The sequence below is a fragment of the Paraburkholderia sp. A1RI-2L genome, assembly GCF_048957375.1.
Classification (GTDB): Bacteria; Pseudomonadota; Gammaproteobacteria; order Burkholderiales; family Burkholderiaceae; genus Paraburkholderia.
In genome coordinates this window covers 682,848-697,981 of record NZ_JARBTA010000003.1, presented here as the reverse complement: position 1 = coordinate 697,981, position 15,134 = coordinate 682,848, and the positions used below count along the sequence as shown (strand labels likewise).

Genomic DNA, 15,134 nt, shown 5'->3' with positions numbered 1-15,134 from the left:
CCGTACTGCTCAGCCGAGCGCCTGGCTGACGATCCCGAACGCCCGCGGCGCTGGTTCGCGGGCGGGCACAGCGCCGCGTGCCATCGCGACGACGGTATCGACGCGCGGCAGGCCGAGCCCCTGCAGCCAGTCCGACAGCCCGCTGTCGCCCGGCACGTCGAGACGGAGGAACATGCCCTCGTGCAGCGCGAGCCAGTGGCTGATGAGCGCCTGCGCGCGCAGCGCGTCAGGCGCGATCACCGGGCCGATCACATGTCCGCGGCCGAAGCGGCGAAAGAGCGCGAAGCCGAGCAGTTCGCCATCGCGATCGAGCGCAATCCCGTTTGCGAAGTCGAGCAGTGCGTCGATCACCGCGCCGCGCTCGTAGCCGGCCGCGCGCGATGCGAGCGCGGCCAGGCGCGGGCCGTCGTTGATTCCGAGCGGTCGCAGGCGCTCGCCCGGCGGCAGCGAGATCAGCGGCGGCTGGAACGCCGCGCCCTGGTGCTGATCGATCGTGCCGATCGCTTTGAAGCCGAACTTCGCGTAGAGCGGTTCTCCGGACGGCGTCGCATGCAGGAATATCGTGCGCGTGCCGAGGCTGTCGAGAACACGCGAGAACAGTTCGCGGCCGATGCCGCGGCCCTGATGCCCGGGCGACACGATCACCATGCCGAGCGCCGCGTGCGCGTCGCCGAAGGGCCAGCCGAGGGCGGTGCCGACGACGCCGGATTCGTCCTCGGCGACGAAGCCGCTGCCGAGCTGCAACACAAAGCGCCAGTCGTCGAGCCGGTGCGGCCACTTGACCGCCTCCGACAGTCGATGCGCGGCGGGCAGGTCGGTTTCGGTGAACGGGCGATAGATAAGCGTGCGGGAAGGATTGAGGTCGGCCACGCCAGACTCCAAAGCGGTAGAAATGACGTCCTCACTCTGCCAGCGCCGGTGCGGCCCGGATAGGACGATTCGCCTGTTTCGCCGCGGCAGTGGCCGCGCGTTCGAAATCAACGCAATCCGGCGTGCCCGGTGCCGACGAACGCGCGTTTCGTGCCGCCGCGGCGCATCGATCCGGCAGCTTCTGCTGCGCGCATGCCACTACGATGCAAGCATGGCGGCGTCGTCGTTCGTCGCCATGCCGCACCGCTGGAGGCCGCGCGGCAGGACCGCGAAGGCCACGGCAGCGCTTCGTTCGGCCGCGGCAGATCGTGCTGCTCGCTGCGTGCAATACGCGACGATTCTGCGTTTGGAGCCGCGCCGAACGATGCGCGAACGACTTATTGCCCTGATTCAATTTCGTTGAACCCAGCCCGTCCCCGGCCCTGCCGGGGCTTCACACCGACAGGACGTCACCATGATTCAATTTGAACCGAAGTACATCACGTTCGACTGCTACGGCACGCTGATCCACTTCCGAATGGCCGAGATGGCGCGCGAGGTCTACGCGGACAGGCTGTCGCCGGTCGCGCTCGAACAGTTCGTGCGCGCGTTCGCCGCCTATCGGCTTGACGAGGTGCTCGGCGCGTGGAAGCCGTTTCGCGACGTCGTCGTCAATGCGATCCGGCGCACCTGCGCGCGGGTCGGCGTGAAGTTCGACGAAGCCGAAGCCGAGCGCTTCTATCTGGCAGTGCCGACCTGGGGTCCGCACCCGGACGTGCCCGCGGGTCTGTCGCGGCTCGCGACGAAATACAGGCTGGTGATCCTGTCGAACGCGTCGGACGACCAGATCATGAGCAACGTCGACAAGCTCGGCGCGCCGTTCCATGCGGTGTTCACCGCACAGCAGGCGCAGTCGTACAAGCCGCGGATGCGGGGCTTCGAATACATGTTCGACAAGCTCGGATGCAAGCCGGAGGATGTGCTGCACGTGTCGTCGAGCCTGCGCTACGACCTGATGACGGCCGAGGATCTCGGCATCAAGCACAAGGCGTTCGTCAATCGCGGCCACGAGCCGGGCACGCCTTTCTACAACTATTACGAAGTGTCGGACATCGGCCATCTCGCGACGCAACTCGGGCTGTAAGCAGCGCCCGCGCCGAATTCTGTACCGAACGGTTAACAGGCGGCGGCCGTCATTCTGCGTTCGGCAAACGGCGATACATGCGCGCACGCAGCAAACAATGCTGCGCGGATGGCTCAAAACGGTCGATTCATATCGTGAGGGCGGCCCGAATCGCGACAAACCGCATTTTGGCGGTGCTTAAATGAATCGCATGCGCACGACGTCACGCCCGCCACCAGCAAGCGGGCGCGGCGGGGTTGAAGAACCACGCTGGACCCCACGATCCACTTACCACAGTCAGGAGCAGTTCGGATGAGCGACGATATCGACAACGGCGGCGGCAACGGTGGCTTCACGCGCCGCGACATGATGCGGGTCATGGCGGCAAGCGGCATGATGGCCGCCGGCGCCGGCGGACTGCTGGTGCACCCCCGGACTGCCTTCGCCGCGCCCGCGCCGCAGCGCGGCGGCAAGATCCGGGTCGCGAACGATGCCAGTTCGACGGCCGATACGCTGGATCCGGCCAAGGGCTCGACGGGCGCGGACTACATCCGCTTCTTCATGTTCTATAGCGGTCTCACGCAACTCGATCAGAGCCTGACGCCGCAGATGAATCTCGCCGAGTCGCTGCACACGGCAGACGCGAAGACGTGGGTCATCAAGCTGCGCAAGGGGGTCACGTTCCACGACGGGAAACCGGTCGGACCGGCCGACGTAGTGTTTTCACTGATGCGCCACAAGAACCCGACCACCGCGTCGAAGGTCAAGACGCTCGCCGACCAGTTCGCGGACGCGAAGGCGAGCGGCCCAGACGAAGTCACGCTCACGCTCGCCAGCGCGAACGCGGACCTGCCGGTGATCCTCGCGACGCCGCAGTTCGTGATCGTCAAGGACGGCACCACCGACTTCTCGACCGGCATCGGCTGCGGCCCTTACAAGCTGAAGACGTTCAAGCCGGGCGTGTCGACGGTCGGCGTGCGCAACGACAGCTACTTCAAGCCGGGCATGCCGCATCTCGACGAGATCGAGCTGATCGGCATCAGCGACAGCGCAGCGCGGCTGAATGCGCTGCTTTCGGGCGACGTGCACCTGGTCAACGCGATCGATCCGCGCTCGACGCAGCGGGTCGCATCCACGCCGGGCTATGCGCTGAAGGAAACCAAGTCGGGCCTGTATACCGATCTGATCGTGCGTAGCGAAAACCCGATTACCGCGAACCCCGATTTCGTCGAAGGGATGAAGTACCTGTTCGATCGCGAACAGATCCGCTCGGCCGTGTTCCGCGGCTACGCGGTGATCGGCAACGACCAGCCGATTCCGCCGGGGCATCGCTACTTCAACGCGTCGCTGCCGCAGCGGCCGCACGACCCGGACAAGGCGAAATTCCTGTTCCAGAAGGCCGGCGCGCTTGGCACCACGCTGCCGCCGATCTATGCGACGTCCGACGCGAACGGTTCGATCGAGATGGCCGTGCTGCTGCAGCAGGCCGGCCAGAAAATCGGCCTGAACCTGCAGGTGAACCGCGTGTCGGCCGACGGCTACTGGTCGAACCACTGGATGAAGCATCCGCTCGGTTTCGGCAACATCAACCCGCGCTCGAGTGCCGATGTGCTGTTCACGCAGTTCTTCAAGTCGGACGCGCCGTGGAACGAGTCGGGCTGGAACAACGCGAACTTCGACCAATTGCTGCTTGCCGCTCGCTCCGAAACCGACGATGCGAAACGCAAGCAGATGTACGGCGAGATGCAGACGATCGTGTCGCAGCAGGGCCGGGTCGGGATCCCCGCGTTCATCAGTTTCCTCGACGGGTACGACAAGCGGCTCGGGGGCCTCGGTTCGATCCCCACCGGCCCGATGATGGGCGGCATGTTCGCCGAGTACGTGTGGTGGAACGCCTGACGCTGTCGCTTGCCGCCGCCGCGCGCGGCTTTTTCGGGAGTCTTGCTTCATGAACCGAATCCTCGTCGCGCTGATCGGCCGGCGCATCGCGGTAACCGCACTGACGCTGCTGATCGTGTCCGCCATCATCTTCACGATCACGAACCTGCTGCCGGGGGACGCCGCGCAGGCCGCGCTGGGCCAGTCGGCGACGCCGGAGACGATCGCCGCGCTGCGCCAGCAGTTCGGCCTCGACCTGCCGGCGCACGTGCGCTACTTGCACTGGCTCGCGGGGCTGCTGCACGGCGATTTCGGCCGTTCGCTGTCCGGCGATATGCCGGTGTCGGAGATGATCGGCGGACGCCTGCCGAAGTCGCTCGCGCTCGCGGCAATCACGACCGCCGTGTCGGTGCCGATCGCGCTGCTGCTCGGCATCGTCGCTGCAGTCAAGCGCGAGTCGGCTATCGATCGAGTGATCAGCCTCGGCACGCTGTCTCTCGTCGCGACGCCGGAATTCCTGATCGCGACGGTCGCGGTGCTCGTGTTCGCGGTGAAGCTGCGGTGGTTGTCCGCGCTGTCGTACGGCGGCCCGATCGACAGCGTGCACGATTTCCTGCGTGCGTATGCGATGCCTGTGCTGACGCTGTGCGCGGTCGTGATCGCGCAGATGGCGCGGATGACGCGCGCCGCGGTGATCGAGCAGCTGAGCGCGTCGTATGTCGAAATGGCCGTGCTCAAGGGGGCGAGCCCCGCGCGAGTCGTGCTGCGTCATGCGCTGCCGAACGCGATCGGTCCAATCGCGAATGCGATCGCATTGAGCCTGTCGTATCTGCTCGGCGGGGTGATCGTCGTCGAGACGATCTTCAATTATCCCGGCCTCGCCAGCCTGATGGTCGATGCCGTTGGCAACCGTGATTTCCCGTTGGTTCAGGCCTGCACGCTGATCTTCTGCGTCGCTTACCTGACACTCGTGCTGTTCGCCGATCTGTGCTCGATCGTGTCAAACCCGCGACTGCGCAGCTGAGTGTTTCGTCCTTCTACAGAGATACCGACCATGCACCCGAGCGAATCCGTTCAACGCAGCAGCACGCTGCAGCCGTCAAGCGAGCCCCCCCCGCCGCGGGGCGGCGTGCCGCCGGCCGCGCCTTCCCCCGATCAGCCGCCCAGGCGCCGCGCGCCGCGCATGAAACTGACGGCCGGCGGCCGCGTCGGGCTGTCGATGGTCGGCCTGATGCTGTTCATCGCGGCGTTCTCGCCGTTGCTCGCGCCGCACGACGTCGGCGAGATCGTCACGTCGGACGTGTTCGCGCCGTTCAGCGCGAAGCTGCCGTTCGGCTCCGACTTCCTCGGCCGCGACATGCTGAGCCGGATCTTGTACGGCACGCGGCTCACCGTGCTGCTCGCGCTCGCGGCGGTGCTGCTCGCCGCGCTGACCGGCACGACGCTCGGGTTGCTCGCGACCGTGTCGGGCCGCGCGGTCGACGAGACGATGAGCCGACTGCTCGACGCGCTCACGTCAATTCCGTCGAAGATGTTCGCGCTGATGTTCGTCGCCGCGTTCGGCTCGTCGCTGCCGCTCCTGATCCTGACCGCCGCGGTCAGCTACATGCCGGGCTCGTACCGGATCGCGCGCGCGCTGGCGGTCAACATCAGCACGCTCGAATTCGTGCAGGTTGCGCGGGCTCGCGGCGAGAGCGCGCTGTACATCGCGTGCGTCGAGATGCTGCCGAACATGATCCACCCGATGCTCGCCGATACCGGGCTACGCTTCACGTTCGTCGTGCTGCTGCTGAGCGGCCTGAGCTTTCTCGGGCTCGGCGTACAGCCGCCGTATGCGGACCTCGGCTCGCTCGTGCGCGAGAACATCGCCAGCCTCGGCGACGGCTCGGCCGTCGCGATCATGCCCGCGGTCGCGATCGCAATCCTGACGGTGGGGGTCAACCTCCTGATCGACGGCCTGCCGCATCGCGGCCGCCGCAAGGGCGCAGCCGTGGCCGCGGGAGAACACTGATGCGAGATCAATCGACTCCGCTCGTCGAGGTTCGCGGGCTGCGCGTGGTCGGCGGCCGTCCGGGCGGCGCGGAAACGACGATCGTCCACGACGTTGACTTCGACATCGGGTGCGGCGAGGTGCTCGCGCTGATCGGCGAGTCGGGCTCCGGCAAGACAACGATCGCGCTGTCGCTGATGGGCCATGCGCGTGCCGGCTGCCGCATCGCCGGGGGCTCGGTGAAGCTCGGCGGCATCGACGTCTGCAGGCTGCCGGCGCAGGCGCTGACCGCGCTGCGCGGCCGCAAGGTTGCATACATCGCGCAGAGCGCGGCTGCCGCGTTCAACCCGTCGCGCACGATCCTCGACCAGGTGATCGAGAGCGCGTTGATCCACCGGACGCTGACGAAGCGCGAAGCGCAGGCGAAGGCGGTCGAGCTGTTTCGCGCGCTCGCGCTGCCCGAGCCGGAGACGATCGGCAAGCGTTATCCGCACCAGGTGTCGGGCGGGCAACTGCAGCGGCTGATGGCCGCGATGGCGCTGATCACCGATCCGGAGCTGGTGATCCTCGACGAACCGACCACCGCGCTCGATGTGACCACGCAGATCGACGTGCTGCAGGCGTTCAAGAACGTGATCCGGCGCTGCGGGATGAGCGCGGTCTACGTGTCGCACGACCTGGCCGTGGTTGCGCAAATGGCCGACCGGATCGTGGTGCTGAGCGACGGGGTGATCCGCGAAACCGGCGATACGGAACAGATCCTGCATGCGCCGACGCACCCCTACACGCAGAGCCTGATCGCGGCGGTCACGCCGAGCGATGCGCAACGAGATGAGAAACCGACGCCCGCCGCACCGGGCCCGCTGCTCGATGTGCGCGGTGTGATCGCCGGCTATGGCAGCCGCGCCGCGAACGGCTGGCCCGCGAAGGTGATCTTGCACGAAGTGGACCTGCGCATCGGGCGCGGACAGACGGTCGGCGTGATCGGCGAATCGGGCTCCGGCAAGACGACGCTCGCGAAGGTGATCGCGGGGCTCGTGCCGGCGACGGGCGGGCAGATCCTGCTCGACGGCGAACCGCTCGCGCTCGACATCGGCAAGCGCACGAAAGAGCAGCACCGCCGCGTGCAGATCGTGTTCCAGAACGCCGATACCGCGCTCAATCCGGTGCATACGGTCGAGCGTACGCTGGCGCGGCCGCTCGCGTTCTATCACGGGATCAGGGGCGCGCGCGCGCGGCAGCGCGTCGCCGAGCTGCTCGAACTGGTGCGGCTGCCGCAGGCGGTCGCAGCGCGGCGCACCGGCGAGCTGTCCGGCGGCCAGAAGCAGCGCGTGAACCTCGCACGCGCGCTCGCGGCCGAGCCCGACCTGATTCTGTGCGACGAGGTCACGTCGGCGCTCGACACCGTGGTCGGAGCCGCGATCATGGATCTACTGCGCGAGCTCCAGGCGAAGCTCGGCGTGTCGTACGTGTTCATCACGCACGACATTGCGAAGGTGCGCGCGATCAGCGACGACATCGTCGTGCTGTACGCGGGCCGCCGCGTCGAAACCGGCAGCCGCGACGCGCTGTGTGCGCCGCCTTACCACCCGTATTCGCACTTGCTCGTGTCGTCTGCGCCCGAGCTGCGCGCGGGCTGGCTCGACGAAGCCGGCGAGCGTTGCCACCGGCCGCTGGTGCCGATCGGCGCGAGCACAGTTGACACCGAGCTGTGCTCGTTCTTGCCGCGCTGCGCGATGCGGGTGGACGGCGTCTGCAACCGGACGGCGCCGGCGCTGCGCACGCTCGAGAACGGTGCGCAGGTGCTGTGCCATCGCAGCGAGGAAGATCTCGCGCGCTTCCAGGCCGAGCCGCTTCAGGTTGGCATCGCGCCGGTGCAGCCGGTGCATCCGTAGGGTGCGATACGCGGCTTGTCACCCGCGTGCCGCGGTAGCCGGCGTTCCGCATAGTCTGCTGCGGCGATCGCGCAAAACGGCGATTTGTACGCGTTCCGCACGCAAATGCGCGGCAACTGCGCTTTCGGACAGTGATTAAATGGCTTGCAATGGACGGTCGCCGATGGTCGTCGCACGAATGATCGAGAAGGATTCGATGAAACTGGAATCGTACTGGCTGGATACCCGCCCCGCGTTTGGGGCCGGCAGCGAAGGGCCCGTCGAAGGGCGTGCGGACGTGGTCGTGATCGGCGGTGGCTTCACCGGATTGTCGGCGGCGCTCGCGCTCGCGCAGCGCGGCGCATCGGTGGTCCTGCTGGAGGCCGCGCAGATCGCGGGCGAAGCATCGGGCCGCAACGGCGGCCAGTGCAACACCGGCGTTGCGCAGGACTACGCGTCGCTGGTCGCGCGACTCGGCGCCGAGCCGGCGAAGCAGTTCTATCGCGCATACGAGAGCGCAGTGAAGAGCGTCGAGTCGATCGTCGCAGAACATGCGATCGACTGCGACTTCCGGCGTGCGGGCAAGCTGAAGCTCGCTGCGAAGCCGCAGCATTTCGCAGGACTCGCGAAGACGTTCGAGCTGTTGCGACGGGACGTCGATCCGGACATCGAACTGATCGAGCCGTCGCGGATCCGCGATGAAGTCGATTCCAACGGTTTCTACGGCGGGCTCTTGCAGAGCAACGGCGCGCAGATGCACATGGGCAAATTCGGCGTCGGCCTGGCGCAGGCGGCGGTGCGCTCCGGCGCACGAATCTTCGAGCACGCTGCCGTCACGCAGCTCGAGCGGCTCGACGGCGAGCGCCATACGGTCGCCTGCACGCGTGGCACGATCATCGCCGATCGTGTGCTGGTCGCGACCGGCGCATCGCAGCACGGGCCGTTCGCGTGGTTCCGGCGACGCATCGCGCCGGTCGGCAGTTTCATCGTCGTCACCGAGCCGCTGCCCGACACGCAGCTGAACCGGCTGTTCCCGAACCGCCGTGCGTATGTGACGTCCCGCCAGATCGGCAACTACTTCCGGGTGACGCACGACAACCGGCTGCTGTTTGGCGGCCGCGCGCGCTTCGCCATGTCGAGCCCGCGCTCCGACGCGAGAAGCGGCGAGATCCTGCGTGCTGGTATGGCCGGCTATTTCCCGGAACTGGCCAACGTGCGGCTCGAATACTGCTGGGGCGGGCTGGTCGACATCACCGCCGACCGCCTTCCGCGCGCGGGCCAGCACGACGGGCTCTACTACTCGATGGGCTACAGCGGCCACGGCGTGCAGATGTCCGTGCATATGGGCCGCGTGATGGCTGATGTGCTGTATGGCGCGGCCGCGTCGAATCCGTGGCGCGAGCTGGACTGGCCCGCGATGCCCGGCCATTTCGGCCACGCGTGGTTCCTGCCGTTCGTCGGCGCGTACTACCGGATGCAGGATTTCCTGCACTGAAACGAGCGCCGGGAGGATTCGATATGACAGTGCAATTCGTTGGCCTGGCTCGTGCCGGGCGGCCCATATCGCCGGCGATCGGCGATGTGCTGCGCACGATCGACGCATCGTTCGCGCAGCCGCTGAACCTCGACACACTCGCATCGGTAGCCGGCTTGAGCGTGTCGCGTTTCACTGCGCGCTTTCGCGGCGAAACCGGGTTGTCGCCGCACAGGTATCTGTGCCTCGTGCGGGTACGGCGTGCGCAGGACCTGTTGCGCGCCGGTCTCGCGCCGTCGGTTGTCGCGACCGACGTCGGCTTCTTCGATCAGAGCCATCTGTGCCGACATTTCCGGCGGGTGCTAGGGATCACGCCGCGTGATTACGTAGCCGCGCGGGAAGGCTGCGCGACGGCGAGCCTGTCGCAAACGCGCACGTCGCAAACGCGCACGTGCGCAGAAGGCCGTGAAGCGACGTGTCACGCGGCGTAAGAACGATCACAGATGGTATGTAGACCTTAAGATTTCCGGCAGGAGAGCCGGCGAACGACGATTTCCGATATTGCGTGGCGTTTTCAGTCAGACCGTCACGCACTGCACAGGAGCAGAAATGACGGCAGCTTTCGTGTTGCACCGTGCCGACGGCGCACCTTCTTCAACCGCATTCCGCAAGCATGCGTTCGGCGAGAGCGATCCGTTCGCGCAATACCGGGAGATTGCATGGGAGGGGCCCGACGCGATGGCCGCGGGGCGTATCGGCTTCGTCGGTGAGCTCGACGTGCCGAGCTTTCCGCACATTGAAACGATCATCGTCGTCGAAGGGGAGCTGACGCTCGAGGCGGCCGGGGCCGCGCCGCTGGTGCTCGGCCCGCGAGAAGGCGCCGTCATCGGCGGCGGCACCGCGCTTCGCATCGTCGCGCAATCGCGGGTGCTGCTGATGTTCTGCGCGGCCGCATGCACGACACCGACGAAGCGCGGCCTCTTTGCGCTACATGCCGACGCCGACTTCAAACCGTCCGCAACGCTGCCGGCGGAGGTGCTGCTCGGCCCGGCGCCGCAATGCCGCAGCGACAACGTGTTCGTCGACGACGGCGCCGCGTACTGCGCGGGCACGTGGGATTCGACGCCCTATCACCGGATCGTCCGCGCGCATCGCGTGAACGAGTTCATGCTCCTCCTCGACGGCGGCGTACGGTTCGCCGCGCCCGATGGCAGCGTACTGTCGCTCGGTGCCGGTGACGCGCTGTTCGTGCCGCGGGGTGCATCGATCGGTTGGGAAAGCAGCGAACGCGTGGCGAAGTTCTACGTCGCGCAGAACGTCAATGCATCCACCGAGCGAGACTGATCATGTCCCCTCCGCTGCACCATATCGCAACTCCGGCCACGCCGCCCGCTTTGGCCGATGTCGTCGTGATCGGCGGCGGCATCATCGGCGTCTTTGCCGCCTATTACCTCGCCCGGCGCGGAGTGTCGGTCGCGCTCGTCGAGAAGGGGCGAATCGGCGCGGAACAGTCGAGCCGCAACTGGGGCTGGTGCCGGCAGCAAAACCGCGACGAGCGCGAGTTGCCGATGGCGAGCAAGAGCATCGATCTGTGGGAGCGATTCGCGGCCGAATCCGGCGAAGACACGGGCTTTCATCGCTGCGGGCTGTTGTATCTGAGCAATGACGACGCCGAGCTGTCCCGCTGGGCCAGCTGGGGGGAATTCGCGAAGACCGCGGGCGTGACAACGTACATGCTCGACGGCAAGCAGGCCACCGAGCGTGGGCACGCGACCGGGCGGCAGTGGAAAGGCGGCGTATTCTCGCCGAGCGACGGCACGGCCGACCCGGGGAAGGCCGCACCCGCCGTGGCCACCGCACTGATGAAGCTCGGCGGCAGTGTCCATCAGCACTGCGCGGCGCGCGGCATCGAACTCGAGGGCGGGCGTGTCAGCGGCGTCGTCACGGAGGCGGGCGTCATCAAGACCAGGACGGTCGTGCTCGCCGGTGGCGCATGGGCGTCGTCGTTCTGCCGCCAGCTCGGCATCCGTTTTCCGCAGGCCTCGATCCGTCAGTCGATCCTGAGCGTTTCGCCCGTCGAGCATCCGCTGCCGGATGCGTTGTACACGTCCGGCGTTTCCGTTACGCGCCGCAGCGACGGACGCTACGCCCTGGCAATCAGCGGCCGCGCGCGCGTGGACTTGACGCAACAGTTCCTGCGCTTTGCGCCGCAATTCGTGCCGATGTTCGCGAAGCGCTGGCGCAATCTACTGCCGGGCGGCCTCGAAGGGATGCGCGGCGGCCATGAATCGCTGAAGCGCTGGCGCCTCGATGCGCCCACGCCGATGGAGGCGGTACGCATCCTGGATCCGAAGCCCGACATGCGGACGATCCACGAAACGTACCGCCGCGCCGTCGAGCTCCTGCCCGAACTTCGCGACGCAAAGATCACGCACGCATGGGCCGGGTTCGTGGACAGCACGCCGGATGGCGTGCCGGGCATCGGCGAGGTGCCGGGCGTGCCGGGGCTGATCCTCGCTGCGGGCTTTTCGGGCCACGGTTTCGGGATAGGACCGGGCGCCGGGCACCTCATCGCGGATCTCGCGACCGGCGCGCAACCGCTGGTCGACCCGGTGCCGTATCAGCCGGGCCGGTTCAACGATTCCTCGTGGGGTAAGGTTGCCGATTTCTAGGGCGGGGCCGTCACGCGGATGACGGTGGCGGCCTCGGGATGAGGCGGATCGAATGGGCTCGCATCAGTCCGCCAGCCCTGGAGTTTGTCATGCATTTCGGCTCATGCTGGCTTGGATACGTGCGAGCCATTCGTGAGCTACGGCACGCACATGGCGACGCTGATGGCGGAGATCATGGGCAGGCGCGCCGGTCTCAAAACGTGGACGGGCTTTGACTGGCCGGCGATTCCAGGTCACTTCGGAAAGCCCTGGTTTCTGCCGTTCGGCGGAGCGTGCTATCGACTCAAGGACATCCTGCAATGATTTCTCCCGTGACTCACCTGATGCAAGCCGGAAGGCTGGACCGGTTCTTCATCGATGGCGATTGGAGCGTGCCCGACGGCGGCGACCGGTTCGCGGTCGTGTGCCCTTCCACCGAGGGCACACTGTGCGAGATCCCGCTCGGCAGCGCGCGCGACGCCGACCGGGCCGCAAGCGCTGCGCGCCGGGCGTTCGAGCGTTGGTCGGCTACTTCGCCGCAAGAGCGCGCCGCGCTGCTCGACCGCATTCATGCGTTGATCATCGAGCGTGCGGAACTGTTTGCTACCGCGCTCGCCATGGAGATGGGCGCGCCCATCGGCTATGCGCGTGCCGCGCATGTGCCGCTCGCAGCCGAACATATCCGGGTTGCGCGCGACAACCTCGCGAGCTACTCGTTCGTCACGCGGCGGGGGACTACCGCGATCGCGCGCGAGCCGATCGGCGTGTGCGCGCTGATCACGCCATGGAACTGGCCGATCTATCAAATCACCGCTAAGGTCGGGCCGGCGCTTGCCGCCGGCTGTACGGTGGTGCTCAAACCGAGCGAGCTAGCGCCGCTCAGCGCGCTGCTGTTCACGGAAGTGATCGCCGATGCGGGCGTGCCCGCCGGCGTATTCAACCTTGTGAGCGGCAGCGGTGCGGAGGTAGGCGCTGCACTTTCGGCGCACCCTGAGGTCGACATGGTGTCGATCACCGGATCGACGCGGGCGGGCGTGCTGGTTGCGCAGGCGGCTGCGCCGACGGTCAAGCGCGTCGCGCAGGAACTCGGCGGCAAGTCGCCGAACATCGTCTTGCCGGACGCGGACCTGGAGCGGGCTATTGCGCCGGGCGTGGCCGCCGCGTTCCGGAACATGGGGCAGTCGTGCAGCGCGCCGACCCGCATGATCGTGCCGCGCAACGTGCTCGGCGCGGTCGAAGAACAGGCCATCGCGGCAGCGCAGCGGCTCATCGTCGGCGACCCTTTCGCCGAAGCAACGACGCATGGGCCGCTCGCCAATCGCGCGCAGTTCGGGCGGGTCGCGCAGATGATCGACGTAGGCCTCGACGAACGCGCCAGGTTGATCGCCGGTGGACCAGGGCGGCCTGCGGGCTTCGACAAGGGTTTTTATGCGCGACCGACGATTTTCTCGGACGTGCGCACGGACATGACGATCGCGCAGCAGGAGATCTTCGGTCCGGTCCTCGCGATCCTGCCTTACGACACCGTTGACGAGGCCGTCGCGATCGCGAACGACACGGTATACGGGCTCGGCGCGCATGTGCAGGGCACGGACATGGAACGCGTGCACGCGGTGGCCGCGCGCATCCGGTCGGGGCAGGTGCATCTGAACTATCCGGCGTGGGATCCGCAGGCGCCATTCGGCGGATACAAGCAATCGGGCAACGGCCGCGAGTACGGGATCGAAGGGATGGAGGAGTACATGGAGGTCAAGTCGATCCTCGGATACTACGACTGACGCGGCCGCTGCGCGCAAAGGCGCCGACAGTACAGGATGTAAGCCATCGACTTTCCGAAGGTGCCTGAATTGGAAGACTCCGTTGATTCCGAAATGTCGCTGAGCGCGCATCAAGCGCACTGGGCCGGATTGCGCCGCGATCTGCATGCGCATCCCGAACTGCGGTTCGAGGAGCACAGAACGGCCGGCGTCGTCGCTCGCGAGCTTGAAGCGCTCGGCTATTCGGTGTCGCGCGGGCTGGGCGGCACGGGTGTCGTCGCGAGCCTGGGCGGTGCGGATCCGGGCCGCGGCATCGTGCTGCGCGCCGATCTCGATGCGTTACCAATCCGCGAAGCCAACGACTTCGCGCACGCATCGTGCACGCACGGGATCATGCACGCGTGCGGGCATGACGGCCATACCGTCATGTTGCTGGGCGCCGCGCGCATCCTGAAGGAACTGCCGCAATTGCCGGGCACCGTTCATTTCGTGTTTCAGCCCGGCGAAGAGGGCGGCGCGGGCGCCCGCAAGATGATCGACGACGGCCTGTTCGAGCAATATCCCACCGAAGCGGTGTTTGGCATGCACAACTGGCCCGGCTTGCCCGCCGGGCATTTCGGGCTGCGCACCGGCCCGATCATGGCCGCGGGCTCCCGCTTCAGGATTACGGTAACGGGCAAGGGCGCGCATGCAGCGCAGCCGCATCTGGGCATCGATCCGGTACCGCTCGCGTGCGCGATGGTGCTGCAGTGTCAGACCATCGCCGCGCGACACAAGGATCCCGTCGATCCGGCCGTTATTTCCGTCTGTATGTTCCATGCGGGTACGACGGACAACGTCATTCCGGACACTGCCGAGTTGCGCGGCACGATTCGCACGCTGTCGTCCGAGTTGCAGCAGAAGCTGCAGCGCGACGTCCAGCTTGCGTGCGAGGGACTAGCCGCGGCTCATGGCGCGCTGGTCGACGTGGAGTTTTTTCAGTACTACCCGGCCACGGTCAACACGCCAGCCGAGACGGCGCTGTGCGAAGCGGTGATTCGCGACACGTTCGGAGACCAGCGCCTGTACCGGGACGTGCCGCCGAACATGACGTCCGAAGACTTCGGCTTCATGCTGGAGGAGCGGCCGGGCGCTTACGTGCTGATCGGCAATACGCGGGACGGCGCGGCCGCGCCGGCACTGCATCACCCAAGATACGATTTCAACGACGACATCATTTCGGCCGGCGTCCGGTATTGGGTTGCGTTGGCGCAGCATTACTTCAAGCCATCGCCTTGATGCGCCGATTTGGCGTCATAGACCGGCTGAATGGGCGGGGCATCGTGCTGTGTTCGATGCGCACTGCTCGACAGCAGGGCGCTCGCACACTGGGAGGCCGGCGTGCGTGCGTCCATATTGCGTCCGCGGTTCAGATGATCGTCGATTTCCGCCGCGCACCCGAGCCCGCGCGGGTGAAGGAAGATCGTGAACGCGGCGGTTTCGATGTCCGCCTCGCTGAATTCGCCGGCTGCCCCGGGCGCACTGCGTCCCACGACCGG

General features: G+C 66.9%; 13 protein-coding genes and 1 pseudogene. 12 read left to right on the top strand and 2 right to left on the bottom strand.

The window, feature by feature from the left end; translation table 11 throughout:
- Positions 1-9: 9 nt before the first annotated feature.
- Positions 10-870: a GNAT family N-acetyltransferase gene (locus tag PWP93_RS26405; RefSeq protein ID WP_421027942.1), complete on the bottom strand. Its 861-nt coding sequence runs from the start codon at positions 868-870 to the stop codon at positions 10-12.
- 454 nt (positions 871-1,324) lie between these two features.
- Between PWP93_RS26405 and PWP93_RS26400 the strand changes: the two genes are divergently transcribed.
- The 12 genes and pseudogenes from PWP93_RS26400 to PWP93_RS26345 all read left to right on the top strand — a co-directional run bounded on the left by PWP93_RS26400 (position 1,325) and on the right by PWP93_RS26345 (position 14,874).
- The gene (locus tag PWP93_RS26400; protein ID WP_421046667.1) at positions 1,325-1,993 is read left to right on the top strand and encodes a haloacid dehalogenase type II; all 669 of its coding nucleotides are present in this window, start codon (positions 1,325-1,327) and stop codon (positions 1,991-1,993) included.
- A 291-nt stretch (positions 1,994-2,284) separates the two neighbouring features.
- Positions 2,285-3,871, top strand: coding sequence for an ABC transporter substrate-binding protein (locus tag PWP93_RS26395; protein ID WP_421046666.1), 1,587 nt, complete (start codon positions 2,285-2,287; stop codon positions 3,869-3,871).
- A 49-nt stretch (positions 3,872-3,920) separates the two neighbouring features.
- Positions 3,921-4,874, top strand: coding sequence for an ABC transporter permease (locus PWP93_RS26390; protein WP_421027939.1), 954 nt, complete (start codon positions 3,921-3,923; stop codon positions 4,872-4,874).
- Between the two features lie 30 nt (positions 4,875-4,904).
- Positions 4,905-5,861: an ABC transporter permease gene (locus tag PWP93_RS26385; RefSeq protein ID WP_421027938.1), complete on the top strand. Its 957-nt coding sequence runs from the start codon at positions 4,905-4,907 to the stop codon at positions 5,859-5,861.
- Positions 5,861-7,735 carry an ABC transporter ATP-binding protein gene (locus PWP93_RS26380; protein ID WP_421046665.1) on the top strand — a complete coding sequence of 625 codons (1,875 nt, stop codon included), beginning with the start codon at positions 5,861-5,863 and terminating at the stop codon, positions 7,733-7,735. Before PWP93_RS26385 ends, PWP93_RS26380 begins: the two co-directional genes overlap by 1 nt.
- Positions 7,736-7,931: 196 nt before the next feature.
- Positions 7,932-9,209 carry an NAD(P)/FAD-dependent oxidoreductase gene (locus tag PWP93_RS26375; RefSeq protein WP_421047006.1) on the top strand — a complete coding sequence of 426 codons (1,278 nt, stop codon included), beginning with the start codon at positions 7,932-7,934 and terminating at the stop codon, positions 9,207-9,209.
- A gap of 23 nt (positions 9,210-9,232) precedes the next feature.
- Positions 9,233-9,679, top strand: a complete 447-nt coding sequence (locus tag PWP93_RS26370) for a helix-turn-helix domain-containing protein (protein WP_421046664.1) — start codon at positions 9,233-9,235, stop codon at positions 9,677-9,679.
- A gap of 118 nt (positions 9,680-9,797) precedes the next feature.
- Positions 9,798-10,532 (top strand): cupin domain-containing protein, encoded by a 735-nt coding sequence (locus PWP93_RS26365; RefSeq protein WP_421046663.1) that lies wholly within the window; start codon positions 9,798-9,800, stop codon positions 10,530-10,532.
- A gap of 2 nt (positions 10,533-10,534) precedes the next feature.
- Positions 10,535-11,860, top strand: coding sequence for an NAD(P)/FAD-dependent oxidoreductase (locus PWP93_RS26360; protein ID WP_421046662.1), 1,326 nt, complete (start codon positions 10,535-10,537; stop codon positions 11,858-11,860).
- 129 nt (positions 11,861-11,989) lie between these two features.
- Positions 11,990-12,163 (top strand): annotated as a pseudogene (locus PWP93_RS26355) (FAD-dependent oxidoreductase); the annotation flags it as partial.
- Positions 12,160-13,617 (top strand): aldehyde dehydrogenase family protein, encoded by a 1,458-nt coding sequence (locus PWP93_RS26350; RefSeq protein ID WP_421046661.1) that lies wholly within the window; start codon positions 12,160-12,162, stop codon positions 13,615-13,617. The pseudogene PWP93_RS26355 and the gene PWP93_RS26350, both read left to right, overlap by 4 nt.
- Positions 13,618-13,710: 93 nt before the next feature.
- Entirely contained in the window at positions 13,711-14,874 is a 1,164-nt protein-coding gene (locus PWP93_RS26345) for a M20 aminoacylase family protein (protein ID WP_421047005.1), read from the top strand.
- On the opposite strand, the gene PWP93_RS26340 is transcribed toward PWP93_RS26345, so the two are convergent.
- Positions 14,853-15,128: a hypothetical protein gene (locus PWP93_RS26340; RefSeq protein WP_421047024.1), complete on the bottom strand. Its 276-nt coding sequence runs from the start codon at positions 15,126-15,128 to the stop codon at positions 14,853-14,855. The two genes, PWP93_RS26345 and PWP93_RS26340, sit on opposite strands and share 22 nt — an antisense overlap.
- Between the last annotated feature and the right edge of the window lie 6 nt (positions 15,129-15,134).